This window comes from Chlorobaculum thiosulfatiphilum (genome assembly GCF_006265165.1).
GTDB lineage: Bacteria > Bacteroidota > Chlorobiia > Chlorobiales > Chlorobiaceae > Chlorobaculum > Chlorobaculum thiosulfatiphilum.
Window position 1 is genome coordinate 1 of record NZ_VDCH01000037.1, and the last position, 18,602, is coordinate 18,602.

General features: G+C 50.4%; 16 protein-coding genes. 2 read left to right on the plus strand and 14 right to left on the minus strand.

All coding sequences use genetic code 11. The annotated features are described in order from the left end of the window. A partial coding sequence (locus FGF66_RS11640; protein ID WP_342779660.1) for a type ISP restriction/modification enzyme occupies positions 1 to 1,428 on the plus strand: 1,428 nt, incomplete at its 5' end. A 100-nt stretch (positions 1,429 to 1,528) separates the two neighbouring features. On the opposite strand, the gene sqr is transcribed toward FGF66_RS11640, so the two are convergent. The 9 genes from sqr to FGF66_RS11690 all read right to left on the minus strand — a co-directional run bounded on the left by sqr (position 1,529) and on the right by FGF66_RS11690 (position 9,796). After that, the gene (gene sqr / locus FGF66_RS11645) at positions 1,529 to 2,755 is read right to left on the minus strand and encodes a type III sulfide quinone reductase, selenoprotein subtype (RefSeq protein WP_139457802.1); all 1,227 of its coding nucleotides are present in this window, start codon (positions 2,753 to 2,755) and stop codon (positions 1,529 to 1,531) included. 606 nt (positions 2,756 to 3,361) lie between these two features. Continuing rightward, positions 3,362 to 3,919, minus strand: coding sequence for a TlpA family protein disulfide reductase (locus FGF66_RS11650; protein ID WP_139457803.1), 558 nt, complete (start codon positions 3,917 to 3,919; stop codon positions 3,362 to 3,364). A 200-nt stretch (positions 3,920 to 4,119) separates the two neighbouring features. Next, entirely contained in the window at positions 4,120 to 5,874 is a 1,755-nt protein-coding gene (gene soxB, locus FGF66_RS11660; RefSeq protein WP_139457804.1) for a thiosulfohydrolase SoxB, read from the minus strand. An 88-nt stretch (positions 5,875 to 5,962) separates the two neighbouring features. Further along, complete coding sequence (locus tag FGF66_RS11665) at positions 5,963 to 6,283, minus strand: hypothetical protein (protein WP_139457805.1); 321 nt, start codon at positions 6,281 to 6,283, stop codon at positions 5,963 to 5,965. A 12-nt stretch (positions 6,284 to 6,295) separates the two neighbouring features. After that, positions 6,296 to 7,156, minus strand: coding sequence for a sulfur oxidation c-type cytochrome SoxA (soxA, locus tag FGF66_RS11670; RefSeq protein ID WP_139457806.1), 861 nt, complete (start codon positions 7,154 to 7,156; stop codon positions 6,296 to 6,298). A 25-nt stretch (positions 7,157 to 7,181) separates the two neighbouring features. Continuing rightward, the gene (gene soxZ, locus FGF66_RS11675) at positions 7,182 to 7,487 is read right to left on the minus strand and encodes a thiosulfate oxidation carrier complex protein SoxZ (protein ID WP_139457807.1); all 306 of its coding nucleotides are present in this window, start codon (positions 7,485 to 7,487) and stop codon (positions 7,182 to 7,184) included. A 37-nt stretch (positions 7,488 to 7,524) separates the two neighbouring features. After that, positions 7,525 to 7,986, minus strand: a complete 462-nt coding sequence (soxY, locus tag FGF66_RS11680) for a thiosulfate oxidation carrier protein SoxY (protein WP_139457808.1) — start codon at positions 7,984 to 7,986, stop codon at positions 7,525 to 7,527. Positions 7,987 to 8,056: 70 nt separating this feature from the next. Beyond that, positions 8,057 to 8,410 (minus strand): sulfur oxidation c-type cytochrome SoxX, encoded by a 354-nt coding sequence (gene soxX / locus FGF66_RS11685; RefSeq protein ID WP_139457809.1) that lies wholly within the window; start codon positions 8,408 to 8,410, stop codon positions 8,057 to 8,059. A 93-nt stretch (positions 8,411 to 8,503) separates the two neighbouring features. Beyond that, complete coding sequence (locus tag FGF66_RS11690; protein WP_139457810.1) at positions 8,504 to 9,796, minus strand: NAD(P)/FAD-dependent oxidoreductase; 1,293 nt, start codon at positions 9,794 to 9,796, stop codon at positions 8,504 to 8,506. Positions 9,797 to 10,246: 450 nt separating this feature from the next. Here FGF66_RS11690 and FGF66_RS11700 point away from each other — a divergent pair, with 450 nt between their 5' ends. Continuing rightward, complete coding sequence (locus tag FGF66_RS11700) at positions 10,247 to 11,179, plus strand: class I SAM-dependent methyltransferase (RefSeq protein WP_246046684.1); 933 nt, start codon at positions 10,247 to 10,249, stop codon at positions 11,177 to 11,179. Between the two features lie 532 nt (positions 11,180 to 11,711). Here the strand turns inward: FGF66_RS11700 and FGF66_RS12720 are convergent. From FGF66_RS12720 to cas5c, 5 genes are all read right to left on the minus strand, one after another. Then, positions 11,712 to 11,882, minus strand: coding sequence for a hypothetical protein (locus tag FGF66_RS12720; RefSeq protein ID WP_170181359.1), 171 nt, complete (start codon positions 11,880 to 11,882; stop codon positions 11,712 to 11,714). A 427-nt stretch (positions 11,883 to 12,309) separates the two neighbouring features. Then, the gene (locus FGF66_RS12725) at positions 12,310 to 12,804 is read right to left on the minus strand and encodes a hypothetical protein (RefSeq protein ID WP_170181360.1); all 495 of its coding nucleotides are present in this window, start codon (positions 12,802 to 12,804) and stop codon (positions 12,310 to 12,312) included. Between the two features lie 412 nt (positions 12,805 to 13,216). Continuing rightward, positions 13,217 to 14,317, minus strand: coding sequence for a type I-C CRISPR-associated protein Cas7/Csd2 (cas7c, locus tag FGF66_RS11705; protein WP_139457812.1), 1,101 nt, complete (start codon positions 14,315 to 14,317; stop codon positions 13,217 to 13,219). Positions 14,318 to 14,331: 14 nt separating this feature from the next. Continuing rightward, entirely contained in the window at positions 14,332 to 16,059 is a 1,728-nt protein-coding gene (gene cas8c / locus FGF66_RS11710; protein ID WP_139457813.1) for a type I-C CRISPR-associated protein Cas8c/Csd1, read from the minus strand. After that, on the minus strand, positions 16,056 to 16,787 hold the full coding sequence (cas5c, locus tag FGF66_RS11715; RefSeq protein WP_139457814.1) for a type I-C CRISPR-associated protein Cas5c: 732 nt from the start codon (positions 16,785 to 16,787) through the stop codon (positions 16,056 to 16,058). The genes cas8c and cas5c overlap by 4 nt, the downstream gene beginning before the upstream one ends. Positions 16,788 to 18,602: the final 1,815 nt, after the last annotated feature.

Below are 18,602 nucleotides of genomic sequence, written 5' to 3' on the forward strand. Positions count from 1 at the left end.
CTGCGGCAAACTCAACATGGCTATCGAATCATGACGGAACAGCAGAAGCCCTTACCCACGATATTCTGCGAAGAACCGAAAAAAGAGGCCTGTCCGGATGGCTCGCCCGACAAAAATGTTTTCGATATTCAGCAGGGCGTGAGCATCAATCTTTTCGTAAAAACGGGAAAGAAGAAAAAGGATGCATTGGCAGAGGTTTTGCATTATGATTTGTTTGGGCAGAGAGAAGTGAAATATGATTTTCTTTGGAAGAACTCAATCGCATCACTTCCTTTTGCAAAACTCGACCTCGATGCGCCGCAATACTTTTTTGTTCGGAAGGATTTTACAGAAAAGAAGATTTACGACGCAGGCTTTGTAATCAATGATCTTTTTGATAATAATTCGGCAGGCATTGTAACCGCAAGGGATTACTTTGTCATTGATTCTGATCGCGCATTGTTGATAAACCGCATAAATTCATTTTTCTCATCTGAAAAGAATGAGCTGATGAATAGGTTTGACTTGAAAGAAAACTCTACATGGAAAATTGACAACACAAAAAATACAGCTAAATCTCTTGACGAAAAACGAATCAGAATTATTGCATATCGTCCATTTGATGACCGTTATGTCTATTATGATAAATCATTTATTGATCGACCACGCATAGAGCTAATGGGGCACTTTCTATCAGGCGACAATGTCGGGTTGTGCTGGATAAGACCGATGTCAAGCAATTATGACTTTTCCATATTCATTACTGATTCCATAATTGATCAGTGCTTTGCAGGCAATAAATCAGCAGGCGCAGGAATTTCATATACATCACCTTTATACATTTATCCACAACAAGGTCTTCAGATAACGATTGATGGAACAAATCACCGGACGCCGAATCTGAACCTGACTATTGTCGATCAAATCGCCAACGGGCTTGGCCTGAATTTCACGCCGGAAAAAGATGAAACTCCCGGCACGTTCGCGCCGATTGATTTGCTCGACTACATTTACGCCGTGCTGCACTCCCCTTCGTACCGGCAGAAATTTCAGGAGTTTCTCAAGATCGATTTCCCGCGCATTCCCTATCCCGCCGACCAGCAAAAGTTCTGGAAACTCGCCGAACTCGGCGGCGAGTTACGGCAACTCCATCTGCTCGAAAGCCCGCAGCTCGACCGCGCAGGCACAACCTATCCGGTCGCAGGAAGCAATGTCGTTGACAAGGTGCACTACGAGGACGGCAAAGTCTATATCAATGAAGCGCAATATTTCGACGGCGTCCCCCAATCCGCTTGGGAATTCTACATCGGCGGCTACCAACCCGCGCAAAAGTGGCTGAAGGACAGAAAAGGCCGAACGCTAAACTACAACGACGTCAAACACTACCAGCGAATCATCATCGCGCTGACGGAGACCGAGCGGATTATGGGCGAGATCGATGCAAACTGAACTTCATGCATCGTTGACAAAAAATGACCCCAACAAAAAAAAGCCGGGAGGCTGCTCTGAAAAGCATCCTCCCGGCTGAATATTCATTTCGCGACAGATATTATCCAACCTCTTTACCGGCCATAACCAGGGTCGGCGGCATTCCGAGGTGCTTGCCTGCAAGCAGGACGTTCCAGTAGAGCGGCTCAAAAGCGAGCTTGCCGTACCAGTTTGCCTTGGTCTCCTTCAGCAGCGAGAATGGGCCGAGCTTCGGCAGCGGGAACTTGCCCGGCAGCGGCTCGATTTTGTAGCTGAAATCGATCAGCGAGGAGGTGCCCTTCGAGTAAACGATGAAGCAGGTCGAGTGGCCGTCGAAAATCTCCTCCGGCTTGGCGCCGTAAATCTCCGCCATGATGTTGAACACCACGACGTCCGCCTCGTAGTGCGCCACCGAACCGGCCTTCGAGGTCGGCACGTTGGTGGCGTCGCCAATCACATAGACTCCGTCGTGCTTCAGCGCCTTGAGCGTGTTGTGATGCGTGGGAACATAACCGATACCATCGTCCATCCCCGAATTGCTGATCACCGGATCGCCGATGGTGCTCGGCACGATAACAAGCGTATCATATTTTACCTTGTCGCCCTGCACCGACTCGATGAACTTCTCCTTGCCGTCAACGCGATTCAGCTCGAAGCTCGTGGTGATCTTGATATTCTTCTCTCTTGCCGACTCGGTAAAGACCGCCGCAGCCTTGGGTTTGGTGAAGGCCATCGGCAGCGGCGTAACCAGCTCGATCTCCGATTTGTTCCTGATACCCTTGCTTTTCAGGAACCAGTCGGCCATGAAAACGAACTCGATCGGCGCAACCGGGCACTTGAACGGCAACTCGGCGATGTTCATCACCAGCTTGCCGCCGTCGAACTCTTTCAGGCGAAGCCGAAGCTGATCGGCAGCCTCCTTGACATAGAAGGTAAAGGCATTCTTGCCCCACGCCTCCATCAGGCCATCGTTCTCCTCGGGGGCGATCCGGCAACCGGTGCTGATAACAAGGAAGTCGTAGCTGAAGGTGTGATTTTTGGTCTTGACGGTTCTCTTTTCAGGATCGATGCTGGTGATTTCATCCATCACGAAATTGACGCCCGGAGAGATGTACTTTTTTCGCGACTTTACGAGCGTACTCGACTTCTGGATGCCGAACGGCACGAACAGGAGGCCCGGCTGATAGATGTGTTCATCGTCACGGTCGATAACCGTAATTTCCCAGTCTGCCGGAAGATGCCGCCTCAGATTGTTCGAGACAATCGTTCCGGCGGTACCCGCTCCCAATACAACAATTTTTTTAGACATACTCCAGCCTCCAGCGCTGTTGTTGGATTTGAAAATAAAAAAACGTGAGGTGCGCGACCTTAAGCATCGTGTAGATACATCGATCAAACAGCCGCCATATAACAATCGTTAAAGGATCTCCACAAAAAAAAACCGTCCTCCGGGATTATCAGATCAATACGGAAAGAGAGGGTTTGTCACGACTGGTTTACAGAATAAACCTGCCCCCGCCGTCAGACGAATCGCTTTGCCAACAAGCCCTGTCAATGCCGAAAAGCTTTTTCAGCTCTCCGCGCACAGCCTGCGCGCATAACGCCCAAACAGCCTTGGAAACAGAAACCTGTCACTGCCTTAAAATCAACGATTTAACTATATAACCAAATCGTTTATCAAACAAATGAATATATTTAATATGAACTACAAAACCAAACAAGAAACAGCGCCGGCGCGGAAAAGCCATTTTGCCTGACAGCTCCGTGATGGCCGGCTGCAAATGATCGCCACGCATAAAGCAAGAATCGCTGAACCGGCGCTCTCTCTGGGCCGGTTCAGCGAATGGAGGAGATGGAGAGGATGTTCGGGCAGGGTCGAGGGAGAGGGAAATCCGGGAAGCCTCGCTTCGTGAGCTTACTTTACAGGTCTGGTGTTGACCGCCTTGATGATGAGCGACTCGAAGTCCTCTCTGGTGAGGCCGCCACTCACGGCATTGAGAATCTTGCCATCGCGGCCAACGACGAAGGTTGCCGGAATCGCGCGGATTTTTCCGCCCGGCATGAGCTTGCCAAACGCGGCTTCGAGTTCAGGAGTGGTGAGGCCGACCGGATAGTCGACCCCCATCTCCCAGAGAAAATCGGGCAGCGTCGCGGGGCGATCCCGAAAAGCGATGCCGATAAAAGTGAAGCCCTTGTTTGCATACTTTTTCTGCAATGCCACCATGCCGGGCAGCTCCTCACGGCAGGGCGGGCACCACGAGGCGAAAAAGTTGACGATGTAGGGCCGTCCGGCAAGCTGCGAACTCTTCAACTCCTTGCCGTCGAGCGTTTTGATCCGGAACGCCGGGGCGACTTTGCCCGCGACGGCCTGGCTCGCGGGAGGAACCGCCGCGCTCGCGCTTGTTGCCGGAAGCGCGCCAATCATCGAAAGCGCCACGATTGAGGTGGCGAACAATTTTTTAATGGATTTCATGAACCATTCATGGATTGAGCTTTTCAAAACAAACGAAGTCCGTCAACAGGCTCTTTCAGAAAAAAAGCAAACGGAGTTCTCAAAAGCAAAAATCTGTTGGCTGACGAAGGGTGCACATTCCAGCCCTCCGTTCAGGACAGAAACGGGAATCAGTCGCGGTTTCGCTTCTGCAACAGCCTTGTCCGCTGACGATCTTCGCCTCAGGTGAGATCGATTCCCGGATTGCTGCCCATGTTTTTGAATTCGGGCTGGTTGAGCTTTTTCACTTCGACCACCTTTTTGTCTTTCAGATAAGCGGCCACGGTATCCCAAACCGGCTCGCCCGGCGACTTTGCGCCCACGGTCGCCCAGCCTGCAACACGGTACTTTTGCGAAGCATCCACCACCTTGCCGTTTTCGAGCCGCATGTTGTCGATGCGCTTGCCCATCGAGGCCATCGGATCGATCCGATAGCTCAGACCGCCGGTGCGCACCATGTCGCCGCCCTGCTGGTAGAAGGGATCGAGATTGAAAAGGTTGTCGGCCACGTCTTCGAGAATGTCCTTGATCTGCTGGCCGGTCATGTCGCGCACGTAGGTTTCGGGATAGGTCATGCAGGTCTGGTCGAGCACGTGCTCCATCGTGATGGTCTGGCCGGGCAAAATGCTCGTACCCCAGCGGAAGCCGGGCGAAAGCGAAATCTGCGCGTCGTTCTGCTGGCGAAGCGCGTTGCAGATGATCTGGTCGAACGGGCCGTCGAAATTGCCGCGCCGGTAGAGCAGCGATCCGGCCACGGCGAGTGGCTCGTTGAGCTTGTCGAGGTAGGGTGCGCGGGTTTTGTCGATCAGCGCCTGCATCCCGTTGTGCGCCGGAAGTTCGTTGGAAAAGACGGGAAGCAACTTGTAATTATACTCCTTGACGCCGCCATTGCCGAGCTTGAGGTCGATGACGCCGAGGAATTTGCCGTTCGATCCGGCGTTGGTGACGAGCGTTCGCCCCTTGGCGTTCTGCACGACGAAGGGCTGCGGTACGCCGTCATGGGTGTGGCCGCCGAAAATCACGTCGATGCCGCTGACCACCTGCGCGAGCTTGACGTCAACATCCATGCCGTTGTGCGAGATCAGCACGACCGCGTCAGGCTTCTCCTTGGAGCGAACGGTATCGACAAGCTGCTGCATGTCGCTGGCATTGATGCCGAAGGTCCAGTTCGGAATGAAGCGGGCGGGATTGGCGATCGGCGTGTAGGGAAACGCCTGGCCAATCACGGCGACGCGGTGCTTGCCCACCGCTTTGACCACGTAGGGACGGAAGGCGTGTCCGGAATTCTCGTCGAACGCCTTGGCTCCGTTGAAGAGCGCATCCTCCTTGACCTTGATATTCTGCGCCACGAAGTCGCCCTTGAAAGCCGCGAGGTTTTTGAGTACCTCCTCTTCGAGATAGGTGAACTCCCAGTGACCCGTCATCACATCGACGCCGAGCAAATTGCAGGCCTCGACCATGTCCATGCCGCGATTCCAGAACGCTGTTCCCGAACCCTGCCAGGTGTCGCCGCCATCGAGCAGGAGGGTCTTGTCGGATCCGTACTCCGAACGCATCCGGTCAACGAGCGTCTTCAGATGCGCGAAACCGCCAACCTTTCCGAACCGCTGCGCCGCCTCGGCATAGTTGATCGCGGTATAGGCATGTGCGAGCGGCGTACCAGGTGCGATGCCGTAATATTTCAAGAGCGACTCCGTCACGAGGTGAGGAGGACGTCCGAATGCCTGGCCGAGCCCGAGGTTCAGGCTGGGTTCACGGTAGTAGATCGGCATGAGCTGGGCATGGGTATCCGTGATGTGCAACAAGCGAATGTCGCCGGACTGACCGAGATCATAAAGATCGGAGGGGCTGCCTGCCGCGGAAGCCAGCCCAGGCAGAAGGCCTGCGGCTCCGGCAAATCCGAGAATGCGGAGAAACTCACGACGGGATAGGTTCATGAATCGGGGCGGTTTGGGTTGCCGTAAAACTACTGATCAATGAAGATCGGGACGTCGGTGAGGGGCTCAGCCGACATCCCGACGGAAATCAGTTTTTGGGAATCATCATCTTCCAGTTCTTTGCCATGTACTGGCCCTGCGCTGTCGCCGCGCGGGCCTGGAAAAGCGCTTGCGAAGCGAGTTTGTCGGACTCCGCCTGCTGGCCTTTCTGGAGCGCATCCTTGGCGGACTGAATCAATGCGCCCGTATCACGCCACTCGTAACCGAGCGCGTCCGCCTCCTTGCGCGCCGCCTCTGCCTGGTCGATCAGCGGCGAAGAGACCGCCGGAGCCGCCGTTGGTTCGGCCAGCAGCAATGAAGCGGAAGGCGTGAGTAGCAGCAAGCTCAAGAGCGATAACACTTTTTTCATGGTTTCTTCTTCTTATTTTCTTGATGCCGGGCCATTGAACTTCAGGCCGTTTGACATGACCGTCTGGAAAAATTCCAGATCGCGATACTCTTTGCTCTGCGCAGGGAACGGCTTGGCTCCGATGTTTTCGTTGCAACCGGCGTAGCGTCTGTGCAAGGTGCCGATTTCGCCCCATTTCGAGCGGAACACCGGGAAGTGCGTGGTGTGTCCGAGCGCCGGGCTGATGATTTCGGCCCTCAGGTGACGTCCGGAATACTCCATGTGGCAGCCGGAGCACGACATGTTGAGTTGCCCGCGCTTGGCGTAAAACATCTCCTTGCCCTTCATGTAGGCGTCGTAAGCCGCCTTGCTCTTCACCTTGACATCGATTTTCTGGCCGCGGCTGATCGAGGCGATGTAGGCCGAAACCCTGGCAATGTCCCCTTTTTTCGGGGCATAGGGTTTTTCGCCATTGGCCACGCGGCACTCGTTGATGGCCATTTCGAGCGTTATCACCTCTTTGCGCTTCTCGTCGAAGTAGGGATACATGCCGCGCACGGCTCCCCCGTTCGAAAAGCAGCTCCCCAGCGATTTGCCATTGGCGAAGGGCTTGTTGAAGAGCGCCTTGCCCGCCTCGACATCGAGTTCATAAGGCGGAAACTCCTCCATCTCCTTCCACTGCTTGCGGGAATCCTCATCGAGAGCGTAAACGCCATCGCCGAAGTCCTCAAGCTTCACGCCCGGAAACTCCTTGAGAAAATAGCCCTGGAATTTTTTGACATCCGCATCGACCAGAGCCTGGTAATTGACGGCGGCGTGAGCCGGCTTCGACGTCATGGCTGTCAAGAGAACGAGCGCGCCGGTAAACAGCCCTCGCTGAATTGTTTTTTTCATGGATGGGTTCTCCTGTGGTTGGGAATTACATCGCCGTAATGGCTGCCTCAGCGGTTTCGGAACCGCCTTTGTTGTCAACCCAGGAGACCTTCAGCATGTCGCCTGCCTTGGCGCCGGTGAACTGGAAAGACAGATAGGGATCTTTCGAGACGCCGGGGCCGAGTTCGGCATGGAAAACGGTCTGGCCGTTGTGAGTGGCCGTCACCTCGGTGATGAAATGGTGCGGGACAAGCGTACCGTTCTGCTCTTTGCGGCGGCCGGTCTCCATCGGATGCGGGATGAGCATTTTGACCGAGACGGCGTCATTCTGGACTACTGCTTTGATTTTCATTATTTCACTCCTGAAATGTGTTTTGAATGGTTATCGATTATCCGCCACAGCCGCCGATGGTCACCTTGACTTCGCGAACCGCCCGGTAGAGCTTGCCGCCCGCCTGGACGACGACGACGAGATTTTCGGTCTTGGCCATCCTCATGCGAAGCGAAACCTCGGGCTTCATGCGCGGCAGCACGTCGAACGAAGCCACCATCGGGCTGAAGTTTGCCGGAGTGAAAATGCTGATATTGGTCGCGCCGGGAATACTGGTCGCTACCGTTACTGGCACGAAAGCGCCGTTCTCGGCGATCTCGGGAGCCTTGATCTGGATTGCCGTTGATTCCTGGATCGGAAGGGATCCGAACTTGGCCGCGATGGCGTCGTCGAGTTTGCTGGCGGAAAAAGCTTTCTCGCTCCAGCTCGCCAGAAGATTGCCGGGCATGAATGCAAGCACCGCGACAGATGCCGCCGAACCGGCTACCGATTTACAAAAATCTCTGCGGGTAATACCCATGGGAGCCTCCTAAAAAAAAGAGTGTTATTGGTTTGACCCCGCGCGGGGCCTTGTCTTAAAAAAGGTGAACTCAGAGCGTATAGAGATAATCGACGATCTGATCGATCTCGGAAACGTTCAGAATGCCGTGCTTTCCGAATGGAGGCATGATGCTCTTCGGATTGATAATCGTCGCATCCCCGATCTGTTTATGAAGCGCCGCCCGGTCTGGATAACGCTCTTTCATCTGGATGAGGGGCGGGCCGTAATTGCCGGGGAACTCTCCATCGCCCATCATGTGGCAGGCGATGCAATTGCCCTTGTTCGTATCGAGCGCCAGCGCCTTGCCCTTCTCGACGGAAGACTCGCCCGCCGGAGCTGCCGCGATGCCGAGAGATGGCAGCAGAAGAATGGCCGCCGCCGCGATAATGCCTGAAGACTTCATATGTCCTCTCTTGTTTAGTGAGTTGAAATCCTGCGTGAGTAAAAAAAATCCGCGATCACCCGCGGCAAAACCGCGCGCCGCTACGCTAAAAGCTCAATCCCAGGTATCCTGCGAAATGTTGTGATACCAGTTATCCGCCTGTTCGGCCTCGCCGGCCAGTTGAGCGGTGGTCGCCTCCATCGAGGTGAGATGGATGGAGTCGGGATTGTCCTTGATGCCTTCCGGGCTTTGGATGTAGCCGCCTGCAACGGAGATTGCGTAACCGGGAGAGAGCATGCTGTAACAGAGGCTGGCCAGATCGTGCTGGCCGGCAGCAGGGCCGCCGAACGAAGCGACAAGCGAAGCGGCCAGCGCCTTGGCCTGGGTATTGGCCGCCGTCCCCGACTTGGGCATGGTTCCCACCAGAGCCGCATCGCCGATCACATGAATGCCGGGATGCAGAAGCGATTCGAAGTTCGCGGGGTTGACCGGGCACCAGCCGGAAGCGTCGGCAAGCCCGGCATCGATGGCGATGCGGCCAGCTCGCTGCGGAGGAATGACGTTGATGACGCCGCCCTTTTCATCGCCGAACTCGGTCGAAACGGTCATCGCCGCCGGATCGAGCCGCTCGACCTTTCCGCCAGTCGAGCCCGATCGCCACTCGATCTTGCCGGGATAGAGCCGATCCCAGCCAAGCATGAACAGATCCTGCTTGGTGAAGACCTCCTTGTCGTCGAGAATGATGACCTTCGATTTCGGCTTGTTCTTTTTCAGATAGTAGGCTATGAGACTTGCCCGCTCGTAAGGAGCCGCGGGACAGCGGAAAGGATTTTTCGGAGCGCAGATGATCACGTTCTCGCCATCTTTCATGGCAAGAAGCTGCCTGCGCAACAGAAGCGTCTGCGGACCAGCCTCATACGCATAAGGCATCTTCGACTCTCCCGCCTCGCGGCTGTAGCCTTCGATGGCATCCCAGATGAAATCGACGCCCGGCGACACCACGAGACGATCATACGCGAGCGAGCGACCTCCCTTCAGCCTCACGGATTTCTTCACGGGATCGATAAGCGTGGCCGTATCGTGCACGACTTCGATGCCGTAACGATTCCGTAAAACATTGTAGGTATGGGCGATATCCTGCATCGACCGAAGCCCGCCGATAACCGAGTTGCTCATCGGACAGGTATGAAACACCGTCTTTGGCTCTACCAGCGTCACCGAAATCGCCGGGTCCAGCTTTTTGAGATAGCGCGCGACTGTAGCGCCACCAAATCCCCCGCCAATCACGACGACGCGGGCTTTTGAAACGGAGGCCATAAGAGGCCCGCCAGACATGAACAGAGACGAACCGGCAAGTCCGGAAAACAGCAACTTGTTGAAACTCCTGCGAGAAATCGTATTTCCCATAACGCAATCAGGTATTTACCGTTAAATGCAAAACTCGGAATGAATGGGGCTAACTGCCATAACGTTGAAAAGACTTTTGCTCAGACGAACAGCAAAGCACCAAATCATCGTAAGCTATATATGATTATGTAGTTATATAATGAAATACGAGTAAATATGCAAGACTTAACCTCTTTTTTACACTCACATAAATGCGTCAAAGAGAAAAAAATGTGAAGAAAAATGAGCGGTTGCCGTGATTCTGCATGAACAAGGGGCGTTCAGACGAAATCGATGCCGCACAAAAACCCGAATTGGCGTAATTGGAATGTATCGTCATATAGCGAAAAAAACTGGATCGTTCGCTATATTAATAACGTGATTATGGTTGACTCTTGTGCTCCCCGTAGCGCCCCGTCGATCGTAATCGAAAATTCCTTTCGCGCCAATCACATCAAGGGAGAAGCATCCGTGCCGTCAACGCCTGCCTCGCAACAGAACCAGCTCCCGTCAAGAGCTTCAATGATCGAAGCGGGAATGAGATGCGCCCACTCGCTGATGATGGACGAAGACGATATCTGGTCACGGTACAGCAACGACAAAACCGACATCGGAGAACATCTGGCGGGAGTCATCAGAACCCTGTCGGCGGCCCTGCCGCTCACCCGGAAGCTTCGCGCGCTCTCGATCGGATCGAGCAGCGAGCCGCAGTTCCGGATACTCGAAACCGCGTTCAGCGGTGCCCTGTACCTGCTCGACATCGATCCGCAGGCGCTGGAAACGGTCAGGAAACGGGTGAACCGCCAGAATATCCGGCATGTGCGGACGATCACCGGCGACTACAACCATTTACTCCGGCAGCCGGAGAGCGTGAAAACCTTCTTCCGGCAATCGCTCGACAACCGCAAGCTCGACCTCATCACCCTGCACCATTCACTCTACTATTGCTGCATGGCCGACTGGTTGCCGTTGTTCCTCAACATCCACAAGCAGCTTCTCGCTCGCACCGGTGCGATTCACGCTGTGCTGATGTCTCCCGACAGCCGCGACCGGCACACCACCTCCTGGCTCTACAACCACTTCGCCGGAAGATATTTCGGCATCACCAACGACCAGAGCCTGCCCGCGTTGAAACGGCAGCTCGAAAACCACCCCGAGTTCCGGGACGCGAGAATCATCCTGAAAAGCAGCCTGGTTCGCTTTTTTGTGGAGGATTTCGAAAAGCTGATGAAGGTGGTCTGGATGGTACTGCTCTACCCCGGCGTCCACGATTACAGTGAAGATCAGAAAGAACAGATCGTGTCGTTCGTGTACGACAACTTCTACCTGAAAAAAAAGCCGCTCTTCCAGAAACAGCACCACCTGATCCTCTACCGGGGCATCGGCTTCCCCGATCCTGCCTGAAAACCGCTGAAATCTCACACTTGAAACCTCTGAACCCAGACCGGCAACCGTCAGTATAGTCACGAATCGCCCGACCGCTCGGCCAGTAAAATTACGCATTTTCTCTATACTCATGAACAGCTCATACGGCCGCGCCATTGCCATCCTGAGCGTTGAAGCAAAAGACAAAACGCATCAGCTCACATCGGCGCCATATATATAAATGTACGCGGATTGATAGAAATCACCGGCGCTCCATCAGTTGTCATGCAGAACAATCAGCAATTCGCTCGTCATGCTATCATGCATTCATAATAATAAAACATATCCTTAAAAAACTATACAAAAAATAAACGTCCAATAATACAGAAAACAATATCACTATACGCGCATTAACAGCATCACCAGACAGAATCAAACAAGATCACCGGAGGCATAAACAAACATCAAAGCGACGATCAAGACCATCTAATAATACACCTCTCCATTGCCATGCGCCGATCATGAGCGACCAGATAAACCCAGTCAAGATCAGCCTCAAAACAACACCCCCTCAAATAATAGAAATACTTTTTATTTTAAAGCCCACATAAATATCCGCAGCAAAAAAGCCGCCATGCACCATCTCGAAACGATAGTGCATGAACGAACGGGGATAGTCGATCAAATGCGTTAACGAAAAGAAAGGAAAAACGGCAACCTGCATAAAAATCCACGCGCCCACAAGGGGCGCGACCTTACCGGTACATGTCGGTATTCATATTTGTGTTCGTTTCAACCCACGCGCCTTTTGAGGACGCGACCTTGAAAAAATTCACCAAGAACACCAATCATCGACTGAATTTGACCATATCATATTTTTTCCTTTTATACTATATGGAATTATAACAAAGCCAACTCTTACGAGACGTCGATAATTGACGATCCAATATAGTGACGATTTCAGCAAAACAAAAATGTTTCAATCCGCGCGCCCTTTCAGGGCGCGAAAAGCAAGCCAAAATCAGCCCTTGTAACCTATCTGGTTTCAATCCACGCACTTATCAAAAGCACGACTATTTCCAAACCGCTATCTTCCTCCTTTTTCTTTGTTAGCAACTTCTCCGACAGCTTTTCCATGAAACAATATTTCATATAAAAAACACCCACACTTATCCATTAAATTTATTTACAATACTTCGAGTCCAGCGCAATTGAAAGCGCTTGCGTAAAGCAGCTTCCAGATGCCTCAAATCGTTAGCATGTGAAAATTCATCTCGCATTATTCTTATTTCTGATAATCCCTTTGTCAATAAATAGCCACAAAACCTATAACCGTCGTTTATAAAAAACGCTACGACTCTAAGCTCCGAGCCTGTGCACACCCTGGAGTCATGAGGGGATCGAAATGTTTCGATTCTGCGAATACCAATACCGTACCAGTTCATTAAACCATAAAAGAGTGGAATAGGCGTGTAATCATACGGGGCTTGACCGGCGGGATAGAGAGTGCTTGACTGGACACAAGCTGAAAAAATAGTGTACACGCTTTGTATTGTCCGTATTTGATCAACTTCCAAGCATTCGAGCGGATAGATAGCGTTGTCAAAAAAGCTAATTACAAACGCATACACGGCAATCACAAAAGGAATTTTCCGTTTTTCCATTTGCCGGATCGATACGTTCATCTGAATCAAGCGAATTTTTTCAGACTTACGTGACGCAATGCGCTTTCTGCAAGTTGCTCCATAGCTATGCGCCTCAATCGCCCGTTCCGTCCTATAAAGGCGAGACCACGACCGAATGCCGATTGAGGTTCCACTTCAGCGTTCATCAACGATACTGAAGCTCCGCGATCAACGCTTGATTTACGCCCTGCCGATACGGCCCACAATGAAGTGTCGCGACAACCGGTAGCGAGATCAAATGTCTTCGACATCGGCTTCCCATAATGAGCACAGCACTAATCCGTACAGTGAAATCGCTACGATGTCCCGTACATCTCTCGCATTGCCTCCCTGCCTGATCTGATTTCACAACCATCCTTCCCCGGATGGGCAACATCTTGCAAAACCGTCATCACCCAAGCAACTTATGCAGTATAACCCCGTCAAGCCCGCTCTCATCAACCAGAATATCATAGTCTTCGAAAGAACGCGCGGGGCCTTCGGAACCGGATTTTCTCACGATGTTGATTCGCTCGAACAATCTGTGCGCCGGAGCGTTGCCCAATGCCGAACCGTGCTCGAAGACGTAGAGTCCCCGCGTGGACATCAACCCCTTGGCTGCCGAACGGTCATGCTCGAACATATATAGTAAAGACTCCCAGAAAAGCGTCAGATCCTCCTCCGTAAAGCCTGTTTTGAAGGCCAAATGCGCTGAAATAAAACCATGAGCCCGGTAGAGACCATAGGGAATGGTGTATTTTCGCCCCATCGTACGGTTCTCTCCGCTCTGCTTTTCAGCCTCTGCTTCAGTAGCCACCGCCATTCGAGTGATGCTGTGCTCCAGAGCCACCACCGGTTCAACAGAACGAGCAAATGTCATTTGAACCGGACCGCGAACCTGACCGCAATTCGGAGCCGATTTGAGAGCCATCACGGCGCCAAACGTTCTGATATCGAAATAGTCCTGACACATTTTGTCCCGGCCTTTGCTGGTTTCGTCCGGTGTAGGTTTCCTTGGCTTTGAATCTTTCAGTGTTTGCTCGATAACCGTTATCACCCCCTTGGCAACCACGCCTTTATTTTCTTTCAGCCAGTTTTTGATCTCGTTTTTATCGGCATCAGCCTCGATGACAAGCAATCCTTTTTCGTCGTTCATTTCAAACCGTACGCCTTCCGGAAAATCAACTTCGCTCAGGTTTTCGAGCAACTCTTTATCTGATATCTCTTTCCGGGAAACCTCGCCTATATTGATACCAAGCTCGCTGAATGCCTGAAAATGGGCGCGTCCCAACACCCCTTTTTCCTTGACATAAATATCATAGGGTCGATCTCCGCCTTTTACTATCCAGATAAAATTCCTGACCTTTCTTTTCAGGCAAACATCAGTCACAAGGCCGACCCCGGTTTCCGCATCGATTCGAGGAAGGTTACCAGCATCAGGATCCCCATTAGGATTACCATCCTTCACATCAAACAGCAGAACGAAATCATATCTTTTATCGACAAGTTTCATAAATCCCCCTCTTCTCATTGTATAATTAAGGATTTGTTTAAATCGCATTTTTGATGATAATATCCAATAGCAAAACGTGCCTGTTCTTCCATAACCAAACCAGAGGGCATATCGGGCGGAATCCTGTTTATGATTTCGGCAAGCAACTTTTCGTATTTTCTCCGTACGCCTCTAAACTTAATCTTCTCAAGATGGTAATTTTTCATTTTCAACAACTGAGGAAACACCGTCGCTGGCGTTGACGATGCCGTAGCATAATAATGGTCTCGGATAGTACTATTGATACCAGGAACACCCTGCTCTTGTATCTTTTCAAGAACAGCAAACAACCGGCCAAAAAGGTAACCTGCATTCACGTTTGTTTCATCAAGACTCACGGATATTACCTCCTTTTCTTTGAATGAATGAATTCTGGATGAACGGTTCAGATATGCCTTTAATATCCCCGCCTGCATTCTCCTTACGTTCCGCATAGCACGAATACGCAGAACTGTCTGATGAAGCATCGTTAACGGATATGCTTCGCCGGTAATGATCGCGCGGACGATTTGCGAAGCCATATTCTGCGGAATATTATCGATCTTGTTTTCTGCCGCCATTGCAGACAGAAGCCAAAAAACGGAATAATATCCAGTATCATAGATCGATCGCACAACATCAATATCTTCATAATGCTGTCGTATGGCATCCGCAATTTCACTATCAGTGCTTTCATGCCAGAATCGCACCGATATTCTGGCTGCATTGGGCCCCAGCCCCAATACGTAAAACCGCGCAGCCGAGCCGTTTTTACTGGCAAAAGAGGCGTTACTCTTGAGTGCGGCAACGGCTCGAACATCGACGTCGGGGTCATCTGGGGAGGGAAAACAAAAAAAAGAAGGAAACTGGAGTTCTAATTCACTTTTTTTCTCTGCCCAAAAAACTATGGTAATATCACCAATCTGAGCTCTGTTTTGTGAGTTACGGGCAAGTAGCCAGTTTAGTGCTGTTGAATAGGCGAATTCAGCCGATTTGCTTATTGGAGCATTATATGCCTGCTCTTTTCCATAGGAATCGTAACCTGAATTCCTTTGAAAAGAAACAATCTTTTTCGAATCCTTGTTTATTGGAGTATCACTATGTATTCGAGCTATAGGGCCATACCGTCCTGTTAAAAGACATATAGCACCCCCCTCTTCATCACTATGATTCGACTCAAGGGAATCAATATATGATCGCACATTTTGACGACATGGAATCAGAAGAATTTCATCATCGAGCCGGAAACTCATGTTGCAACCAATAACTTTCATACATTCTCGCCAATTGTCAGAACTTGAGACTTTATTATACTCACCATTCTCATAAAAAGAAATAACTGCAGCAACGCCATCATCCGTTCCAAGCGATTCCGATAATGACTTGATTTTTTGTATAAATGCAGCTAACTGCTTTTTTGCCATTTCTATACTTTTCGCATCACCACCTCTTGGAGCACCCAAAACATAGCCATAATGATCCCAAAGCAAATTGCTTGTCATCCATGCATTTGAACCAGACCTTGCGATAGACTTTGGAAGCAGATATGCCTCACCTCTTTTCTTTTTTCCTTTTCTCGTATCTTCAAGGGCAATAAAACTCCCATCATGATCGAGAACTATGATAAAAGGTATCTCCTTCCACTCAAATCCCGGCGGTGCGATGCCGCTTTCCGGATCGTCTGCCTTTTGCCGGTAATAGTTATAGAGTGCCTGTAAAATCATTTTTTTACCTCTTCACTTTCCCAATCTGGCACTTCGATGATCCCGGAATTCATTTTTGCACGAAAAAATGCCGGCGTCGGATCCTGAGGATTTTTGAAATCGAGATCATAGAGCATGAAACCAAGATCTCTCGTTTCATCAATTGGTACTGGCTCATCTGAAAAATCTTCGACATACCTGAATTCACAACTAAACTCGCGGCAACCGAGATATGGCTGGTTAAAACACTGTCCTTTTCTGGCCCGACGCTCAAACATGGCATAGTATTTCCCCGGATTCTCATCTTTCCTCGACATCTCTTTTTCCCATACTTCTTCCGATGGCGCAGATACGATATTGCAAGCTTTCTTCCTGTCTGAGAGTGGTATAAATTCAAGATCGGCATACAACCGGTAAGCAACATCTCGCAGCAAAAGGCTTGCTCTTTGCTGACGATGCTTTAATCCCCCCTGATTATCTGTATCATCGATATAAATCCCCCCATTATCGCTCATGACAACACCCAGCTCATTGCGGCGAACAGATATCCATTTGACTGGCTGCAACACGTCAATCTTACGAATTCTCCACCTCACAGCGGGCTTCCAAAAAATGGATTCGAACACAGCACGAGCCGCAGATGGTGTAATCACATCGTAACTTACTCGTTCAACTTTCATTTCAGGCCTTGTGAAACAGGCGAACTCCCCTTTTACTTCAAGACAGAAAGTTTTGTTGAAATATTCCATACTGTTGTTCCTTTAAACTCTTTTTGTAAAAAAGGCTTCCACACCATGAAACGCATGCCTGGGCACTTTGCAAAAATCTCCCGATTTACGTTAATCATCCAACTCGCAATAGAACCATCCGCCAAATCGAGGTAATTCCACCCTTCTGAAAACACAACCCTGCGAAGTACTGAACCATTACTGCGATTTTCAATCAAAGCACCGTCTCATAAAGATGCCCCGTCCCACATGAAACTACCGTCCAGGAGATACTCTTCGCTCTCTCAGCACCAAGCACATCGAATATTCTGGATACGTCATATCTTTTCAAACGAAGAGTTCATTGGGAATTGCCCCACCATCATGCTTGGCCTAAAGCCAAAGACCATGGCGATCCATCTGTGACTGCCTTCGCTGATTCCACGTGGATTTGCCGCGTCGCGATGCTCCTCGCAATGGCGGGGGCTTCAGGACTGCGGGCCATTAACAGGTCACTACTGGCCAAACATTCATGACGTGATCGGCCAGTTCCTGGCTATTATGAATTGGTGACTTAAAGCCGAATATGCTATACATCACAAGAGCACGAACACTACAAGAAAATCACCTCAACAAAAGCACTCAGCCAGAAATCCTGGCACCGAAGCATCAGCGACAAACAATACTGCAGGAAGGCCTTGACCATCCGTTGTACTCTGAATATTCAACAATTATGCTCATGGAGAAAAAGAAATCTTCAATATATATGTAAAATAATAAGCACCACTTATTTCATGGGTTTTATATACATCAAAACACAACCCAAGCTCCTGATCAAGCTGGACTTCCAAAATCCAGGCTAACGATGTCGGGTTCAAACCAATACCTGATGGTGCCAGGATGACAAAATTCTGAAGGCATCGATTTACCGATTGAAGACCATGACCGGGGTAAATCTGGCCTGAAAGAGGAGAGGACTTACACTAAACACTGAAAAATTGAGGCGCTTGAATAGAGCGGCATACTGGCGTTAGGGCTTGTACCATAAGATCACCTCTAAAAGCACCATGTTGCCGGGTTGAACGGCACCCTAAATCCCTTCACCGCCTGCCGGAACCATGACACCTTTTAGAGACGCCCATATGAAGTGCGGAAGCCGGAACATCCCGCATCATGCGGATCATTCCGGCTTTTGCGCTCAGTTGGCCATGTATCCCTTGAGAGGTAATGCACGGCATAGACGAATATACTTATCGTTTATTATTGCATAAAGATTGTTTCAACCCACGCGTCAACGAACACGCGACTTTTAATGCGTTTTAAAATAGCATCTTATAAGCAATAAGACAATCATCAAATCGGCAATCAAACGGCGCTTGTCACATCTCGGCATAAACGTTCAAGGCAGATTTTGCTCATCACTGCAAAAATAAAAAACGTAATATCGGCGTCTTTTATCAAAAATGATGACAGGCAGGTAACATAAATACTCGTCAGAAACAAACTCGGAGAAGCGTCAGCAAGCCAGTTGACACCTGGCAAGGACAAAAAACGCTACCGCGTACAATCAACAGAATTATGCTCGACGCAAAGGCATGGTGACTTGATTTTACAGTGATGACGAATAAAGGCTCTCATAAAAAAGCACCGATTACTGAACATAGAAATCATAAGAAATATCCACACGCCCTGAAGGACGCGATAAAAATGAAAATCACACAAACAATCATAATCATAGTTTCAACCCGCATGTCCAGCAAAGAACACGACCCTGTCTTGAGGGTCAGTGAGATAAAGTGTGTAAACGGTCATAGATTCCACTCATGAAACAAGGAGCAAAACTATGACCAGAAAGAA